General features: G+C 37.0%; 27 protein-coding genes. 24 read left to right on the top strand and 3 right to left on the bottom strand.

The window, feature by feature from the left end; translation table 11 throughout:
• Window positions 1-20: 20 nt before the first annotated feature.
• The 3 genes from B6D67_RS06740 to B6D67_RS06730 all read right to left on the bottom strand — a co-directional run bounded on the left by B6D67_RS06740 (window position 21) and on the right by B6D67_RS06730 (window position 2,572).
• Complete coding sequence (locus tag B6D67_RS06740) at window positions 21-1,163, bottom strand: tyrosine-type recombinase/integrase (RefSeq protein ID WP_003051793.1); 1,143 nt, start codon at window positions 1,161-1,163, stop codon at window positions 21-23.
• 123 nt (window positions 1,164-1,286) lie between these two features.
• Window positions 1,287-1,805, bottom strand: a complete 519-nt coding sequence (locus B6D67_RS06735) for an HIRAN domain-containing protein (RefSeq protein ID WP_010922481.1) — start codon at window positions 1,803-1,805, stop codon at window positions 1,287-1,289.
• An 11-nt stretch (window positions 1,806-1,816) separates the two neighbouring features.
• Complete coding sequence (locus tag B6D67_RS06730; RefSeq protein ID WP_010922480.1) at window positions 1,817-2,572, bottom strand: helix-turn-helix domain-containing protein; 756 nt, start codon at window positions 2,570-2,572, stop codon at window positions 1,817-1,819.
• A 200-nt stretch (window positions 2,573-2,772) separates the two neighbouring features.
• On the opposite strand from B6D67_RS06730, the gene B6D67_RS06725 reads away from it, so the two are divergent.
• From B6D67_RS06725 to B6D67_RS06620, 24 genes are all read left to right on the top strand, one after another.
• A complete protein-coding gene (locus B6D67_RS06725) occupies window positions 2,773-2,985 on the top strand; it encodes a helix-turn-helix domain-containing protein (protein WP_010922479.1) in 213 nt (70 codons plus the stop codon).
• A 269-nt stretch (window positions 2,986-3,254) separates the two neighbouring features.
• Window positions 3,255-3,566, top strand: coding sequence for an excisionase (locus tag B6D67_RS06720; protein WP_010922478.1), 312 nt, complete (start codon window positions 3,255-3,257; stop codon window positions 3,564-3,566).
• A gap of 1 nt (window position 3,567) precedes the next feature.
• A complete protein-coding gene (locus tag B6D67_RS06715) occupies window positions 3,568-3,753 on the top strand; it encodes a hypothetical protein (RefSeq protein WP_010922477.1) in 186 nt (61 codons plus the stop codon).
• 93 nt (window positions 3,754-3,846) lie between these two features.
• Window positions 3,847-4,116: a helix-turn-helix domain-containing protein gene (locus tag B6D67_RS10430; RefSeq protein WP_011106700.1), complete on the top strand. Its 270-nt coding sequence runs from the start codon at window positions 3,847-3,849 to the stop codon at window positions 4,114-4,116.
• A 140-nt stretch (window positions 4,117-4,256) separates the two neighbouring features.
• Entirely contained in the window at window positions 4,257-4,643 is a 387-nt protein-coding gene (locus B6D67_RS06705; RefSeq protein ID WP_011017564.1) for a DnaD domain-containing protein, read from the top strand.
• Entirely contained in the window at window positions 4,624-4,857 is a 234-nt protein-coding gene (locus B6D67_RS06700) for a hypothetical protein (RefSeq protein WP_002985387.1), read from the top strand. Before B6D67_RS06705 ends, B6D67_RS06700 begins: the two co-directional genes overlap by 20 nt.
• A complete protein-coding gene (locus B6D67_RS10140; RefSeq protein WP_011017992.1) occupies window positions 4,854-4,994 on the top strand; it encodes a hypothetical protein in 141 nt (46 codons plus the stop codon). The genes B6D67_RS06700 and B6D67_RS10140 overlap by 4 nt, the downstream gene beginning before the upstream one ends.
• A gap of 8 nt (window positions 4,995-5,002) precedes the next feature.
• Entirely contained in the window at window positions 5,003-5,209 is a 207-nt protein-coding gene (locus tag B6D67_RS06695; protein ID WP_011017565.1) for a hypothetical protein, read from the top strand.
• A 55-nt stretch (window positions 5,210-5,264) separates the two neighbouring features.
• Entirely contained in the window at window positions 5,265-5,594 is a 330-nt protein-coding gene (locus B6D67_RS06690) for a hypothetical protein (RefSeq protein WP_002988359.1), read from the top strand.
• 2 nt (window positions 5,595-5,596) lie between these two features.
• Window positions 5,597-6,526 (top strand): recombinase RecT, encoded by a 930-nt coding sequence (locus B6D67_RS06685; protein WP_011285626.1) that lies wholly within the window; start codon window positions 5,597-5,599, stop codon window positions 6,524-6,526.
• Window positions 6,523-7,320 carry a PD-(D/E)XK nuclease-like domain-containing protein gene (locus B6D67_RS06680; protein WP_011285625.1) on the top strand — a complete coding sequence of 266 codons (798 nt, stop codon included), beginning with the start codon at window positions 6,523-6,525 and terminating at the stop codon, window positions 7,318-7,320. The genes B6D67_RS06685 and B6D67_RS06680 overlap by 4 nt, the downstream gene beginning before the upstream one ends.
• A 9-nt stretch (window positions 7,321-7,329) precedes the next feature.
• A complete protein-coding gene (locus B6D67_RS10270) occupies window positions 7,330-7,497 on the top strand; it encodes a hypothetical protein (protein WP_011285624.1) in 168 nt (55 codons plus the stop codon).
• 177 nt (window positions 7,498-7,674) lie between these two features.
• Window positions 7,675-8,016, top strand: coding sequence for a hypothetical protein (locus B6D67_RS06675; RefSeq protein ID WP_020837403.1), 342 nt, complete (start codon window positions 7,675-7,677; stop codon window positions 8,014-8,016).
• Complete coding sequence (locus B6D67_RS06670) at window positions 8,013-8,525, top strand: hypothetical protein (protein WP_002988366.1); 513 nt, start codon at window positions 8,013-8,015, stop codon at window positions 8,523-8,525. Before B6D67_RS06675 ends, B6D67_RS06670 begins: the two co-directional genes overlap by 4 nt.
• Window positions 8,526-8,608: 83 nt before the next feature.
• Window positions 8,609-8,878: a hypothetical protein gene (locus tag B6D67_RS06665; RefSeq protein WP_002988369.1), complete on the top strand. Its 270-nt coding sequence runs from the start codon at window positions 8,609-8,611 to the stop codon at window positions 8,876-8,878.
• 1 nt (window position 8,879) lies between these two features.
• Window positions 8,880-9,515 carry an N-6 DNA methylase gene (locus B6D67_RS06660; RefSeq protein WP_010922070.1) on the top strand — a complete coding sequence of 212 codons (636 nt, stop codon included), beginning with the start codon at window positions 8,880-8,882 and terminating at the stop codon, window positions 9,513-9,515.
• A 267-nt stretch (window positions 9,516-9,782) separates the two neighbouring features.
• Window positions 9,783-10,202: a DUF1492 domain-containing protein gene (locus B6D67_RS06655; protein ID WP_010922470.1), complete on the top strand. Its 420-nt coding sequence runs from the start codon at window positions 9,783-9,785 to the stop codon at window positions 10,200-10,202.
• A gap of 108 nt (window positions 10,203-10,310) precedes the next feature.
• Complete coding sequence (locus tag B6D67_RS06650; protein WP_010922469.1) at window positions 10,311-10,655, top strand: HNH endonuclease signature motif containing protein; 345 nt, start codon at window positions 10,311-10,313, stop codon at window positions 10,653-10,655.
• A 148-nt stretch (window positions 10,656-10,803) separates the two neighbouring features.
• Entirely contained in the window at window positions 10,804-11,160 is a 357-nt protein-coding gene (locus tag B6D67_RS06645; RefSeq protein WP_002994106.1) for a hypothetical protein, read from the top strand.
• Window positions 11,157-12,425, top strand: coding sequence for a phage portal protein (locus B6D67_RS06640; protein ID WP_010922468.1), 1,269 nt, complete (start codon window positions 11,157-11,159; stop codon window positions 12,423-12,425). Before B6D67_RS06645 ends, B6D67_RS06640 begins: the two co-directional genes overlap by 4 nt.
• Window positions 12,418-13,911 (top strand): hypothetical protein, encoded by a 1,494-nt coding sequence (locus B6D67_RS06635; RefSeq protein WP_010922467.1) that lies wholly within the window; start codon window positions 12,418-12,420, stop codon window positions 13,909-13,911. Before B6D67_RS06640 ends, B6D67_RS06635 begins: the two co-directional genes overlap by 8 nt.
• 5 nt (window positions 13,912-13,916) lie before the next feature.
• Window positions 13,917-14,141: a hypothetical protein gene (locus B6D67_RS06630; RefSeq protein WP_010922466.1), complete on the top strand. Its 225-nt coding sequence runs from the start codon at window positions 13,917-13,919 to the stop codon at window positions 14,139-14,141.
• 49 nt (window positions 14,142-14,190) lie between these two features.
• Window positions 14,191-14,370 carry a hypothetical protein gene (locus tag B6D67_RS06625; protein ID WP_015055972.1) on the top strand — a complete coding sequence of 60 codons (180 nt, stop codon included), beginning with the start codon at window positions 14,191-14,193 and terminating at the stop codon, window positions 14,368-14,370.
• A complete protein-coding gene (locus B6D67_RS06620) occupies window positions 14,363-14,629 on the top strand; it encodes a hypothetical protein (protein WP_010922464.1) in 267 nt (88 codons plus the stop codon). The genes B6D67_RS06625 and B6D67_RS06620 overlap by 8 nt, the downstream gene beginning before the upstream one ends.
• Window positions 14,630-14,640 lie beyond the last annotated feature (11 nt).

The following is a 14,640-nucleotide window of genomic DNA, read 5'->3' as shown; positions in this document are numbered from 1 at the left end:
GTAAAAAAGGGGTAAAAAATTTAATAGTTTTCCATAATATCAGCTACACTTGATTTCATTTTCTTTGTGACATGAGTATAAATTTGGGCAGTAGTTTTAGCGTCTGCATGTCCTACACGTTCCATGATTGATTTTAGCGGCACGTTATTCTCTGCTAGACGGCTAATAAGAGTGTGACGGAAGATGTGGCTAGTAAGTTTTTTTGTAATTGGGTCTTCCAATCTTTCATTAGCTTTTTTTAAAGCTAAGTTGAATGAGTTAGTCTGAATTGGAACACCGTTTTTTGTTGTAAAAAGGTATCCCATATCTCTATATCTATGATTTGTATTTTTTTCTAGTTCGTTCATAAATTCTAACTCTTGTAGAATTTCAAGTTCTCTACTTGTCATGATGGTTTCACGATAAGAAGCTAATGTCTTTGGTGCTGTCTTTTCCCCGTTACGATATCCTTCTGTATGATCAAATGTTCCGTGCAACTGCAATATTCTTGACTTAGATTCGTAGTTGCACGGCTCAATGCTGACAGCTTCACCGATACGACAACCGTTCAAACTGATAAACTCAGCCAACAAACCAAGTCGGTAAGTGCTAGGTCTTCTGTACAATTCTTTCAATAATGGTTTAATTTCATCTTCTTCAAGATATTTTTCTTCAGCCTTTTTCCAGTCTTCAAGAGTTTTCTTTACCCTTGGGAGTTTAGCACGTCTTGCAGGATTATCTTGGATAATATCCAAACCAACAGCATAATCAAATGCTAAGTTTAGCATAGACTTATTACGCTCTTTTTTATTCCTAGAGCAATCTAGGTTATCGAGATAATTCTGAACGTATTTAGGATCAATATTCACTACTTTAACACCTATTCCAAAAGTTTCCCTTATCTCTTCGATATTACCTCTCAGAGAAGCTACAGACGACCTTTTAAGTTCTTTCTTATAAAACGCCCACCATTCATCTAAAAGTTCCGTGAAAAGTAACTCAGAGGCCTTTAATTGCGCTATTTTTTCTGTTATTTTTTGTTCAAGGATTTTTCGAGCTGCTTTATAAGCTCTTGAATTATCCTTCTCCATAGTAACGGATACAGGTTTCCATGTTCCAGTGTAAGGATCTTTATAATTTTCACGAAATTTGAATTTACCGTTATCAGTTTCTTCTATCCACATTTGTTTTTTACCTCATTTTCTGTTAAAATAGGTATAGTAAAGAGACCTACTGCGAAGCAGGTTTTTACTATACTAGATTCGCCTCACGCTCTCCTCGCCAAATTTGAGCGTGGGGCTTTTTTGTTAGTTGAGAAACCAAGATGCTATCGACTCTAATAATCCAGCATTTTTACTTTTTGATACTCTATCTACTTTTAAAATAGTCAATCGTAACTTATAAGTTATATCTTTCTTTTTAGTAACCACGGTCTTTAAATCGTTTTTGAGTGTTTTGTATTGTCCACCACGACCAGTAAGGGTTGCTTCCATTTGGTAATGACTAGATTTTTTTACATAAGGGGTTAATCGTTTAGCTAAGTCTGCTGGAAAGTAGCCAACAAAAGTTTTGTTTACCATGACTTTTATGGCATTTGGATCGTGACGATTAAGAGGTTCTCTGACAATCTCTACATCTTTTGTTGAGACCCTGTAATACTTGTAGATATCCTTGAAGTTTGATTTTATGTAGTCAGAAATAAAATCTTTATCCTTATCCCAGTATGGTGATTTCTTACCAATTTCAGCCATAACTTTATTAGCTTCTTTTTCATGATAATTTGTTCCCATTAAGAGAAAGTTATCTTGGAATATGACTTTTGCCATAACAGTCTCCTTTAATATTCCCTATAAATATCCACAACTTCACCGATTGTGCGGATGTCGTCATCCTTTGATAGATAGATTTCCTCATAGCTTTTATTTAAACTTTGCAAGTACCAAGCGCCATCATAATCACGCTTGAGTTTTTTTACAAAGTTTTTACCATTGACTTGGAATATCCCTATATCATTCATATCGACTTGGCTAGATACCTTGATGAATAGCAAATCGTTGTCTTGAATAAGTGGTTCCATTGAATCGCCAGCTACTTTTGCAATAGTATCATACTCATCGGGGACATCATCAGAACGTAGTTTAACTTTCATGTGTAAATTGTCTTCTTGGTATGCCCCAAGACCAGCGGCAACCAATCCCTCAACGTAGTCAGTGATATAATCTTCTGTCTCCTCAGATTTTTTATCGAATATAGAAACGGTTTTATTTTGTTCTTCTAATTGTTCGTTAGCGAAGTTGAGGACTTTTTCTTGTCTAGGTTGTTCTAGTTGGTTGTATATAGAAACGATTTCAGGTTGTTCGTTCTGTATTGTGATTTTCCCAAGTTTACTATCTGTGAGTCCTAAAAGATAGTCAGAGGTAACGTTGAAAATCTCTGCTAGTTTTTTTAGGTCTTTACCTTTTGGAAAATTTTCATTCTTCTCCCACTTTGAAACAGTAGTATAGGTTTTCATGCCCAATATTTCTGAAAGTTCAGTCTGAGTCATGTTGCGCCCTTCTCTCAACTTTCTTATTCGGTCCCCTAATTGCTCCATAGGATACCTCCTTTTTAATTTTGATAAGTAAATTATATCAAAACCATGATTATAAATCAACCATATAAGAAAAAAGTTTTAAATAAACTATATGATTTACGATTTTTTCAAAAAACAGAAAATAAATCATATAAAACACTTGACGCAAGATTTAAAATCATATAGAATGTAATCATCATCAAGAAAGGAGCGACTCAGCTATGGTAACTATTGCAGAATTAAGAGCTAAACATAATAAGATGTCACAGCGTGAATTGGCAAAAGAATTAGGTGTTACTCAAACATCTATCAGCAACTGGGAAAAAGACCAGACAAAGATTTCAGGTGAGTATCTTATTAGTCTAGCTTTGTTTTTCGATGTATCTACCGATGACATTCTTGGGATAAACAAGCAAGCAACACAAAAATTTTAAACACTATATGATTTAAAATCATATAGTAGAAAGGACACACATGAACGAAATAACATTTACCCTATATTGCACAACATCTGAAGAAGCAATCACGGAAGTAAAGAAACTAAAAGAAGCCCATCCAAAGGATAGACTTCGATTCAATGTAAACATTAAGCCTGAGTTTTACTAATAGAACCAACTTAATTAGATAATAAAAAGTCCGACGGGAATCGGACTCCAAACAAAAAATATTTACTTAATTATAACACAAGAGAGAGGATATTAATATGCCAAAAGCAGAAATTACTTATAGAGCAGTTGATGTTAATGAAACAGCTTCTCATGGTGATTATAAACACTTGATTCAACAATGGGAGGGGTTGACAGTTGCTACTGCAAAGCAGTGGGCGACAGAAATGCGTGATCATCCAGACTTTAAACAGTTTGTATTAAATCCAACGCATAGAATCGTATTCATTGATTACAAAGGATTCAAACTGTTTGTACAGTGGAAATCTCGCAATCGTTACAAAACAAAAAAAGAGACACTGCCAGAAATGCTTGAAAATATTAAATTTGAAAAAAGAGTAGGAGTATAACATGAACAAATTAGAATTATTTTTGTTAGCAACAACCGTTATCTTAGCGGTCATTGCTAGGGTGCAACACGAAGTCATTAAAAAACACAATTCGCCAGAGAATAAGCGGAAAATTTTTAGGGAAGTAGCTTTAAAAAACAGCAAAGGATGGAGCAAGAAGCGTGCAAGAGGAGGGGTTGTCAGCTAATGCAGTACATTTTTCAAGACATTAACAGGTAGTTACACAGCTGTTAGCAATGAATTTATTCAGGACAAAGAACTTTTCAATAAGGAAAAAGGACTGCTGCTAACCATTTTGAGTAATGCAGACGAATGGAGAGTCTATCCTGAAGAACTCGCTAGACGTTGTAAGGATAGCGAATCTGCAATCAGAAGCCAGTTGAAAGCGTTAGAGAATGCCAAGTATATCAGAACTTATAGAAAATCATTTGGCGGGCGATATGGTACCGAAGCCTATAGATTCTGTTCTGACAGAAAAATAAGCGACGAGGCGTTCAATACTTTGAAGGCAGAACAGGACTTAGAACTAGAAAAAATTGCTAATACCTAATTTGCTAATGTGCAATTTGCTAATGTGCAATTTGCTAATCAACAAATTAGCCAACTAATAAATACTAACTTATAAATAAATACTAAATAACAATAAATACTAACAGATAATAAGCATCATCATCAACATCAGGAGGAGCTATGGACGAAAAAAAGCTTTTTGAAAATTTCCAATTAACTTTTGGACGGATGATATCGCCATTTGAAATCGAAGATATTCAAAAGTGGATTCACGAAGATAACATGCCAATTGAAGTTGTCAACCTTGCCTTAAGAGAAGCGGTAGAAAACAACAAAATCAGTTGGAAGTATATCAATAAAATCTTAGTTGATTGGTATAAATCTGGAGATACGACAGTAGAAAAGGTCAGAGACAGGTTGCAACGGTTTGACGATAGTAAAAAACAACGAAGTGTAACTACCTCAAACGTCCCAAGCTGGTCGAATCCAGACTACAAAGAACCAGATTTAAAAGAATTTGCTCTAGGAAGCATGGACGGTATAGAAGATGGATCAGGAGATTTTTAATTTTTTTAACAAACAAATCAAAAAAGATTTTGGTAAAACGGCGAGTAAAGAGACTTTTGCTAAGTTTGCTAGTTACTGCGCCGAAGGAATCGAAAAAAATGGAGTTAAGCCAATTTTTAATTGGATAAACCTATACGCTTTTGGAACCGGTATGACAACAGCAGAAGCAGACCGATTAAGAATAGAGCGATATAAACAGGAGAATGTGTTATGACAAAACAGCATAGAGAAACGCTTATCTGGTACAGAGCAAGCCATCAAGAGCGTGAGAGATTGCTTGATTTCGGGCTTGTTGATAAATCACAGTACATGACACTATTGCGGCAATTGCGCAAGAAATATGCGATTTAGGAGAAAATATGACACCAGAACAAGCAGAAAAAGCAAAAATCAGAGCTAAACAAGAACTTGAAACGTTTAGCATATACCTTGATCAGGCAATTGATGAGCTCGGTGGAGTTCTAACTTCACGAGAAGTCTTTTTAGCAGCGGGAATAACATATCTTGGCGCAGGTCAGACAGATATACATGCTGCAGTCGAGGGATTATGTGAGCAAATCCAATGATTTTAAATTTAGTGAAGACTGGGAGAGCAACTAAAACACAGGAAGAGGAAATGAAATGAACATCAAAGAAAAAATTGTAGTGCTAAGAAACACTGAAGACGGAAGTTTTTTAAAGAGTTTCAAAAACAAAAAAGATGTACTTGCTTATAATGTGGAACTTACAGATAGCATTCAACTGGCATCATTTTTACCAGAAGAAGCTTACAACATACAAAAAGAAAAAATTGATAATTTGGCAGAAACGCTTGGGTGTGATGTTGTAGTTATCGAAGCATCATATGACCTAAAATTTATTGATGGCGAGGATGTTCCAGAGTTAACAAAAGAGCAAAAAGTTAAAAGTATGGTAAACGGAATGTTTGAGCAGGTTTTTGGAGGTGAATAGAGATGGCAAATCAATTATCAACATACACACACAAACAATTTTTTAACGCACCAACAATTCAAAAAGCTTTTGATGACGTTTGGAAAGGCGCCGGGACACAGTTCGCAGTAAGCATCTTGTCAGTACTACAAGGTAGTCAAAGTTTGAAATCGGCATCTAATGAATCTATTTATGCAGCAGCTATGAAAGCAGCCGTGTTAAATCTGCCTATTGAGCCAAGCTTAGGAAGGGCCTATTTAGTTCCGTACAAAGGTCAAGCACAATTCCAATTAGGCTATAAAGGGTTGATTGAGTTAGCTCAGCGCAGCGGACAATACAAAAATATTAATGCAGGTATCGTCTATAAATCACAATTAATTTCTTACAACCCTTTGTTCGAGGAATTAATCCTTGACTTTAGCAAGCCACAAGATGAAATTGTAGGGTATTTTGCCGCTTTTAAACTTTTAAATGGATTCGAGAAAGTTTCTTTTTGGACAGTAGAAAAAGTAACTGCACATGGAAAGAAATTTTCAAAATCGTTTGCTAGCGGTCCTTGGAAAACAGACTTTGATGCAATGGCTCAAAAAACTATTTTAAAAGATATTTTGAGTAAATATGGTCCGTTATCAGTTGAGATGCAGAAAGCTATCGAGGAAGATAATCAAGATTCAACGATTTCTACCCCAAAAGACATTACCCCACAAGAAGCAAATAGCCTTGACGACCTAATTGGTCACCAGAACGAAAATAAGGATGCTCCTAATAATTTAAAAGACGTAACTGAAGATTTACATGACGAAGAAGAAAAAACGCTCGCAGACGAAAATAAGACGGCTTTAGAAGATACGTCTTATCCGGCTGATGAAATCCCTGATTTCGACCAAGAGACAGGCGAAATTAAAGCTAGCGAAGGCAACCTCTTTGATAACCTTGGGGACTTAATGCCATGACGAAGTTAGACTTGCTCGGAAAGGACTATTATAGCCGTGAATCAGCGATTAAATACTGGTCCATTAGTCAGTACAAGCGTTTTAGAGAGTGCGAGGCAAGGGCGCTTGCTGAATTACGAGGGGGTTGGACAGATACCAGAGATAACACTGCGCTGCTCGTCGGGAACTATGTCCACTCTTACTTTGAGAGTAAAGCAGCTCATGAAGAATTCAAAGCCCAAAACGACTCTGAAATGATTTCGACCAGAGGAACAACTAAAGGTCAGCTCAAAAAAGACTATTTAGTCGCAGAACAGATGATTGAAGCGCTTAAAAATGACAGTAACTTCATGGCCATATACCAAGGAGAAAAAGAAGCAGCAATCACAGGATTTCTTGGCGAGGTTGAATTCAAGGGTAAAATCGACTGCTTGAATGTTGAACGTGGCTATTTTGTAGACATCAAAACAACAAAAGGGCCGATTGACGACACAATCTGGAATAGAGAAGAGCGTGTCAGATGGTTTGAAGCTTATGGATATATTTTGCAGATGGCTGCTTACAAAACCATGCTAGAAGCTAAATACAATAAGCCGTTTAAGCCGATTATTTATGCAGTGACTAAAGAAACGCCGCCAGACACGAGAGCCATCAGAATCCAAAATGTAGATGCTATGCAAAATGAGTTAGACGATTTAGCCCAAAACATCAAGCATTTAGATGATGTTAAAAAAGGCCTAGAAAAACCTAAGCCTTGCGGTCATTGCGAGTATTGTAGAGCCAATCAATTAACACAAAGAGTAATGATTTTTTAGGAGATAGAAATGACTAAATACTATGTATCAGCTAAGATTGCAAATTTAGACATTGGTGCAGAAACTGAAGCAGAAAATCAACACATGGCTCCGATAGCGTTTAAAGAAACGTACGACCATTTACTTAGATTTGGAAGCCATAAGCTGATAATATTAGGCGTCGAAGAACTCAATTAACAACCTATTGCAAAGTGAAGCTCGACCTTTGCAGTATCAATATTTTCCGAGTGAGAAAGGAAAGTTGGAATATCGTCAAGTTAACAGGATCGATGATATGAAGAATTGCTACACTCGTCCTTGCCAATGCTCACACACAATTTTAGGGCGAGTGTGGATTTTAAAAAGGTGAAAAATATGGAACAAATCAAAATTACAGGAACAGGAACAGCACTAATTTTAGATAGAGTAAACCGAATCTTTGCCATCTCTGGCAGTTTGACTATGCAATGGGATTTTATTAGTGATTTTAAAAAGATTGACGACGAACCGTCACTTGATGAAGATGGAGAGTTATTCGAAACAGCCTACGACCTCATTCTTGCAGCTAAACCCAAAACTAAAATCAATCTAACATCTTCATACTTTGCTAAAGAGCACAAGAAAGACATAGACGAAATCATAAAAGTATTCTCATTTATCGAAGATAACAAGAGAAATATCTTTGAAACCCTTGGCATTCGCGGGGTGCTTGAATGAGCAATCTAGTTTTATCGTTAGACATCTCAACATCTGGAACAGGGTGGGCCTTATTTAAAGGCTCAGATCTTATCCAGAGTGGTGTCTTAAAACATAAGAGTAAATCCTACTTTGAGCGCGGCCGCTATATGGCTAGTCAATTAAGGCTAATCCAGTCACGAGCATTAAAAAAATACGATTGCTATTTTAGTACAATCGCAGTCGAAAAAAACTCGGTTATGGGACCTAACCAGCAATCCATGCTTAAAATCGGTATTGTTACAGGAATTATCTTAGGAAGATTAATAGCTGATAACGTCGTGTTTATCAATGTATCAACGTGGCGTAAGTATTGGAAGTTTAGCTACAAAGACCGAAGCAAGAAGTCCATGAAATTACAGTCAAAAATAAAAGTGGAGCAAGAATTTAATAAATCGGTCAAAGACGACGAAGCAGACGCTATTTTGATTGGCTCATACTATGTCAATCAAGGCTATCTTGATGAATTGGAGACACATGACTACTACTAAAAACGAAGCGATGCGGTTTATTAGACAGCTAGAGTTAGCTAGCGGCAAGCGCGTAAACGAGTACTACATGAAGGGGTAAACGGATGACTGAAGAACAGATGATTGATTGCTTGCTTTATGAGTTAGTAAAAAAAGACAAAGCAATCAAAAAGAAAAGCATCATTATCGCTGCACTAACAGTTATGCTGATTGTCGTATCAGGGCTTTGCGTATCGCTTAAAAGCTATTATGAACCGCAAATATACGGACTACGTACACAGCTAAGCAGGACACAAAAGCAGCTTAAACGTGCGAGTGAGCAAAATCAGAGACAGACAAAGCGGATTGCTGATTTAACGAATAACGGAGGGTAACATGATTAAGATCGATGAGATACATCGCATACTAGGCATCGACGAAGTTTATAAAGCACCCAAACGACTTACGGACATACTCTTTGATAAAGATAGTCGTGAGGATATATTTAGACAGTTTTTGAAATATGAAACAGATGTATCTTACGACTGGTTTATGCAATATTTTGAGGAAGAACAAGCTGACCGCAAAAATAAAAAGCAAGACTTTACGCCTAAATCGGTTAGTACACTATTATCTAAAATAATAAGTGGTAATCAATACTACGAGGTAGCAGTCGGGACGGGTGGGATACTTATCCAAGCATGGCAAGAACAACGATTAAATGACAGTCCATTTACTTATCGTCCGAGTAAATACTGGTATCACGTAGAAGAGTTATCGGACAAAGCAGTACCGTTTCTACTCTTTAATATGTCTATAAGAGGGATAAATGGTGTGGTGGTGCATGGCGACTCTTTAACAAGACAAGTTAAAAACATTTATTTTTTGCAAAATACAAAAGACGACATGCTGAGTTTTAGTGATATTAACGTTATGCCAAGGACTCAAGATATTGAGCGAGAATTTAATGTCAAAGAGTGGATTGGTGATGGGATAGAACACATTGAAAATCCACTAATTGAATGGATATAACCAATAACGGTATCACGCACGTTCGACTCGTGCGGTTGGTATTGACCGAAATTAAAAAATAGAAACGAGAACCTCCTTACACCAAAACAAAATCTAACGCTGGTTATCGGTCACTGGCTATTATTTAAGGCGCTAATACTGACATCCTGCGCCTGTGTCAAAATAAAAAAAAGGAAGAGAGGGCTTTTCTCCACAAAAAAGCCAGCTCACAGCTGACTCCTTAGTTAATAATTTGACAAATCTATTATATCAAAAAGGAGCTAGTTAGTGAGCAAAGCTAAGGCAATTTTAAAAGACTTACGCAATTTAGATTTATATATCGCTAGTTTAATCAGACGTCGAGATAAGATTGAGGCTTCGTTGCTTTCTAGCCCTAAATGGTCGTCTGATAAGGTGAATGGTGGTATAAAACGTAAGCAAGATGATGTTTACGTAGAGTTGATTGCAACTGCCAAAGATATTGAAAAGAAGACTGCTGAAGCTATAAGAAAACAAAGAGAGCTTCAAAACCTGATTGATAGCCTTGAAAATACAGACAGTCAAACGATTTTGAGCATGGTCTATATTGATAAGATGACTAGATGGCAAGTGATTGATGAGCTAAATTGCAGCGAAAGCACCTATTTCAGACTGTTAAGAGTTGCAACTAAGGAATTAAATAATTTGACAGTAAATGACAGCGATTGACAGTGAATAACAGTGCATGACAGTTTTAAAGTGATAATATAGTATTATCAAGAAATGAGGGACAGGTAAGAAAATACCCCCCTCTTTTAAATTTAGAAAGGCCCATCCATGTCTCAGTTAAGGGCAGATAAAAAAGGTACCCACCGGGTAGCATTTGACAGAAATAAAAAGAAGTTACTAAAGGCAGCCACTGTCTGTGGTATCTGTGGCAAGCCAGTGGACAAGTCTCTTAAGTATCCACATCCATTAAGCGCAGCAATAGATCATATAGTTCCTATCGCAAAAGGTGGTCATCCATCAGCGCTTGAGAACTTACAGTTAACTCACTGGCAGTGCAACAGGCAGAAGTCTGATAAGTTGTTTGCTAACCAAGCAAGCAACGAGCCAAAGACAATTGGCAACAGAAACCTTCCTCAAAGTCGAGACTGGTCATCTTTTGCATTTAAAAAGTGATTTTAGGCAAATATATTGATTTATACTAAAAGCTCTTAGAAGCGAAATGGGGGGTATCTCCCTACCCGGTCGGTCGGCCGAGCTTCACGCCGTCACTGTACATTTTTTCTCACGTTAGGATTTAGAAAATTTTGGAGGTTGAATTTCATTGAAAAAGAAATGCTTAATTTGCAAAAAAAACTTCCAAGCAAAAACCAATAGAACTTTATATTGCTCTGAAGAATGCCGTAAGAAAGGCAATCGTGAGAAACAACGTAAATTGATGAAACAAAAACGGGCTGAACAGAGGAAAGAAAAAAAGAAAGTCCTAAATCCTAACACAGATGTGACAGAAAAGCCTAAAAAAATACGTAATTTAGCGCAGCACTATAAAAAACTAAAAAAGGAAATTTTGGCAAATGAATCTGAATTTGGTTTTACTGGAATAACACTTATTGAAGGAATAGATGTACATGAAGAAAACTTTGTAGATTTAGTCATGCAAAAAATAAAGGAGCAGAAATGAATTATATGGGTATGGGCTATCTTCGTAGGAAGTTAGCTCTTTTTAAAACTGGAGTTGATAAAAGATATCGTTATTATGCCATGGATGACAGAGACGACACACGAAGTATTGTCATGCCAAATAATGTGCGTGAAATGTACAGGTCTGTGTTAGAATGGACCGCTAAAGGGGTTGATAGCCTTGCGGACCGTATTATTTTCAGGGAGTTTACCAACGATGATTTTAATGCTTGGGAAATTTTTAAAGCGAATAACCCTGATATCTTTTTTGATACAGCCATACAGTCAGCATTAATTGCATCTTGTTGCTTTGTGTACATCATGCCAGGAGCGGAAGACGGCTTACCTAAAATGCAAGTTATCGAAGCTAGTAAAGCGACGGGGATACTTGACCCAACTACATTTTTATTAACAGAGGGTTATGCAATTTTAGAGTCTGACTCAAACGGTAATCCTACGTTAGAGGCCTATTTCACAGACAAAGACATCTGGTATTATCCAAAAAAAGGGAAACCATATAATATTAAAAATCCAACAGGTCACCCCTTGCTTGTACCTATCATTCACAGACCAGACGCAGTTAGACCATTTGGTCGCAGTCGCATTACCAAGGCTGGAATGTATCATCAAAAGGCAGCGAAGAGAACGCTTGAGAGAGCAGAGGTTACGGCTGAGTTTTACTCATTCCCACAAAAATATGTTTTGGGAATGGATCCAGACGCTGAACCGATGGAAAAGTGGCGTGCTACGGTGTCAACGTTACTCGAAATCTCAAAAGACGAGGATGGCGACAAGCCAACAGTTGGGCAATTCACAACAGCAAGCATGGCCCCTTTCATGGAACACTTGAAAATGTATGCTTCGCTATTTGCTGGTGGTTCCGGTCTCACTCTTGATGACCTTGGTTTTCCATCTGACAACCCATCGTCTGTTGAGTCAATAAAAGCGGCACATGAGAATTTGAGAGCAGCAGGACGCAAAGCTCAACGTTCTTTTTCTTCTGGATTTCTAAATGTGGCGTATATTGCTGTTTGTTTAAGAGATGAATTTCCTTATCTTCGTAATCAATTCATGGATACAGTAATTAAATGGGAGCCTCTCTTTGAAGCTGATGCAAATATGCTAACTTTAGTAGGGGATGGAGCTATCAAACTTAATCAAGCTATCCCTGGTTTCATGGATGCAGATGTTATCCGTGATTTAACGGGAGTAAAAGGGGCTGATAAACCTATACCTGCTATCACGGAGGTAACAACTGATGGTTGATGATGTCTTACCTAAGCTACTAAAATCTGTTCGACAAGATTTTGAAAAGTATTTTGGCGAAAGTGATGTTGTAACCAAGGCTTTTGCAGAATTGCAAGCTAAAAAAGTGACCTATAAAACAGTCAATGAGTTTGCTATTGAAGTCGGAAGACTTTTATCTTTGGCTCTGACAGGTTCTGTTAGCTCGGATAAATTACCAGACGGTAAAATGTATTACAATATCGCTAAGCGTCTCTTAGATGAGACTATGGGACGGAATTACAAATTGATTTCAGGTTATGCTGGTGATGTTCAGCGGATTTTAAATGAGAATGCTCAGATTGGTCTAAAGGTGCAACGTCCACCGCTAAATCGAGACAAGATTAACGGGATGGTAAATCGTTTGGATAGCGAGAATACATTTGATGATGTAAAATGGCTGTTTGGTGAACCGATTGTTAATTTTTCGCAGTCCATTGTGGATGATACCATCAAGGCAAATGCGGATTTACAATATAAAACAGGTATGACGCCACAGGTTGTCAGAACAGAAAGTGGCAACTGTTGTGAATGGTGTCGTGAGGTTGTTGGCACTTATAGTTATCCAAAAGTCCCTAAGGACGTATGGAGAAGACATCAGCGGTGTCGATGTACGCTTGACTATGACCCGAAGAATGGAAAAGTTCAGAGTGCTTGGAGTAAAATCTGGCGAAAGAAAGAAAAAACTCAAGAATCTATAGAAAGGGTTGAAAAATTTAAGGAAAGTGCTCTAGTAGAATCTATCAAAAATGATATCGCTAAGTTAGATATGACAAAGGTTGGTCCGAGTGATATAATTGATATAGGGAAACGTATCAATTATCACTTTAGAGTTTCAGAACATATAGGAGATAAAGAGAAATTAAAAGAAATTTTCTCAAATTTTCGTGAAATCGGTGGAGAAATACCTAAAAATACTTGGGCAAAAGGTTCATCTAAACTTGTTAAAGACCAGCTACAAGAGGCTTTTCAAAATTATCCAACTGAGTGGGCAGCTGTTCCGGACGGTATTGGTAAAAAACTAAAAGCTATAAAAAGGAAGCGCGGTTACTTCGATGGATATGATGAAGATTTAGTTATTGCTACAAATGGAACAAGAAAAACAACACCTTACCATGAGATAGGACATATGATTGAACTGGTTAATCCTGATTTAGTAAGATTAGAGAAAGCCTGGGTAGATAAAAGAACTGCTAATGAAGCTGAGGTTCGCTTGAAAGATATTTTTCCAAGTTCAAATTATGGTATTGGGGAAGTTACTAAGAAAGATGACTTTATATCACCATATATTGGTAAATACTACAGCGATGCAGCTGAAGTTTTCACTATGGGATTACAAGGTATTTTTGTTCCTGAAGAACGATTTGCTAAGTCCTTTGACAAAAAAACATGGAAATATGACTACAAGACAATCAATGACGACCCTGAATTTTTGAATTTTATTATTGGATTATTTGTGAAAGTGTGATAAATATGGAACCAAAATTACATCGGCAACTGCGTCAAAAATATGACGACGCTGAAAAACAATATCTTGAAAAGTTTGGAGAAGACTCGCTTGATAGAGTATTTTTTTGGGAGCCAGACGTTTACTTTGATGAGTGGAAAAAGGTTCTACCAGATGCAACACTGGAATTAAACAAAGCTATTAATAGCGGGGTGGCGATTGGTCCAGATCCAGAAAACGCAATATATTAAGCACCTAGAGCAATCTGGTGCTTTTCTTATGCCCAAAAAGGAGAAAAATATGAATAAAATATCATTAAATGTCGAAATGACTTGGGAAAACAAAGACGAATTTCAACAAATCATGAATAAAGTCAATGAAACAAAAGAAGCTTACGAAAAAGCCTTAGAAGCTGCGGAAAATTTTGTCCCTAAAATGTCGTGTGCAACAAAGTTAAATAAAGGAGAAGGCGATGAATAAGCGAATCAAAAAGAAACGTAAACTCGAACGGGCTATTGTGATGCTGGTTGCGGAAAATGCTATGCAAGCAGAAGCAATTAAAAATCAAAACAAAGAAATCATGGAGCTAAAATCAATCGTTCAACGAAACGCTCTGGCAACAAACGAAGAGTTTGCGTCTGTTAAAGCTGCTACTTTAGATAACCAATCAGCTATTGCAGATATTGCAATTGACGTTAACTATATTAAGAAAAATTACAAGCGAAAATGGGGAAAATAAATTTTAAACGA

The sequence above is a fragment of the Streptococcus pyogenes genome, from assembly GCF_002055535.1.
In the GTDB taxonomy this organism is placed as follows: Bacteria; Bacillota; Bacilli; order Lactobacillales; family Streptococcaceae; genus Streptococcus; species Streptococcus pyogenes.
This window is presented reverse-complemented; position numbering and strand designations above follow the sequence as displayed.

What these genes read in the sequence shown, in the direction of transcription:
- B6D67_RS06740 (WP_003051793.1), bottom strand. Translation starts at nt 1,163, where the DNA reads ATGTGGATAGAAGAAACTGATAACGGTAAATTCAAATTTCGTGAAAAT.
- B6D67_RS06735 (WP_010922481.1), bottom strand. Translation starts at nt 1,805, where the DNA reads ATGGCAAAAGTCATATTCCAAGATAACTTTCTCTTAATGGGAACAAAT.
- B6D67_RS06730 (WP_010922480.1), bottom strand. Translation starts at nt 2,572, where the DNA reads ATGGAGCAATTAGGGGACCGAATAAGAAAGTTGAGAGAAGGGCGCAAC.
- B6D67_RS06725 (WP_010922479.1), top strand. Translation starts at nt 2,773, where the DNA reads ATGGTAACTATTGCAGAATTAAGAGCTAAACATAATAAGATGTCACAG.
- B6D67_RS06720 (WP_010922478.1), top strand. Translation starts at nt 3,255, where the DNA reads ATGCCAAAAGCAGAAATTACTTATAGAGCAGTTGATGTTAATGAAACA.
- B6D67_RS06715 (WP_010922477.1), top strand. Translation starts at nt 3,568, where the DNA reads ATGAACAAATTAGAATTATTTTTGTTAGCAACAACCGTTATCTTAGCG.
- B6D67_RS06705 (WP_011017564.1), top strand. Translation starts at nt 4,257, where the DNA reads ATGGACGAAAAAAAGCTTTTTGAAAATTTCCAATTAACTTTTGGACGG.
- B6D67_RS06700 (WP_002985387.1), top strand. Translation starts at nt 4,624, where the DNA reads ATGGATCAGGAGATTTTTAATTTTTTTAACAAACAAATCAAAAAAGAT.
- B6D67_RS10140 (WP_011017992.1), top strand. Translation starts at nt 4,854, where the DNA reads ATGACAAAACAGCATAGAGAAACGCTTATCTGGTACAGAGCAAGCCAT.
- B6D67_RS06695 (WP_011017565.1), top strand. Translation starts at nt 5,003, where the DNA reads ATGACACCAGAACAAGCAGAAAAAGCAAAAATCAGAGCTAAACAAGAA.
- B6D67_RS06690 (WP_002988359.1), top strand. Translation starts at nt 5,265, where the DNA reads ATGAACATCAAAGAAAAAATTGTAGTGCTAAGAAACACTGAAGACGGA.
- B6D67_RS06685 (WP_011285626.1), top strand. Translation starts at nt 5,597, where the DNA reads ATGGCAAATCAATTATCAACATACACACACAAACAATTTTTTAACGCA.
- B6D67_RS06680 (WP_011285625.1), top strand. Translation starts at nt 6,523, where the DNA reads ATGACGAAGTTAGACTTGCTCGGAAAGGACTATTATAGCCGTGAATCA.
- B6D67_RS10270 (WP_011285624.1), top strand. Translation starts at nt 7,330, where the DNA reads ATGACTAAATACTATGTATCAGCTAAGATTGCAAATTTAGACATTGGT.
- B6D67_RS06675 (WP_020837403.1), top strand. Translation starts at nt 7,675, where the DNA reads ATGGAACAAATCAAAATTACAGGAACAGGAACAGCACTAATTTTAGAT.
- B6D67_RS06670 (WP_002988366.1), top strand. Translation starts at nt 8,013, where the DNA reads ATGAGCAATCTAGTTTTATCGTTAGACATCTCAACATCTGGAACAGGG.
- B6D67_RS06665 (WP_002988369.1), top strand. Translation starts at nt 8,609, where the DNA reads ATGACTGAAGAACAGATGATTGATTGCTTGCTTTATGAGTTAGTAAAA.
- B6D67_RS06660 (WP_010922070.1), top strand. Translation starts at nt 8,880, where the DNA reads ATGATTAAGATCGATGAGATACATCGCATACTAGGCATCGACGAAGTT.
- B6D67_RS06650 (WP_010922469.1), top strand. Translation starts at nt 10,311, where the DNA reads ATGTCTCAGTTAAGGGCAGATAAAAAAGGTACCCACCGGGTAGCATTT.
- B6D67_RS06640 (WP_010922468.1), top strand. Translation starts at nt 11,157, where the DNA reads ATGAATTATATGGGTATGGGCTATCTTCGTAGGAAGTTAGCTCTTTTT.
- B6D67_RS06635 (WP_010922467.1), top strand. Translation starts at nt 12,418, where the DNA reads ATGGTTGATGATGTCTTACCTAAGCTACTAAAATCTGTTCGACAAGAT.
- B6D67_RS06630 (WP_010922466.1), top strand. Translation starts at nt 13,917, where the DNA reads ATGGAACCAAAATTACATCGGCAACTGCGTCAAAAATATGACGACGCT.
- B6D67_RS06625 (WP_015055972.1), top strand. Translation starts at nt 14,191, where the DNA reads ATGAATAAAATATCATTAAATGTCGAAATGACTTGGGAAAACAAAGAC.
- B6D67_RS06620 (WP_010922464.1), top strand. Translation starts at nt 14,363, where the DNA reads ATGAATAAGCGAATCAAAAAGAAACGTAAACTCGAACGGGCTATTGTG.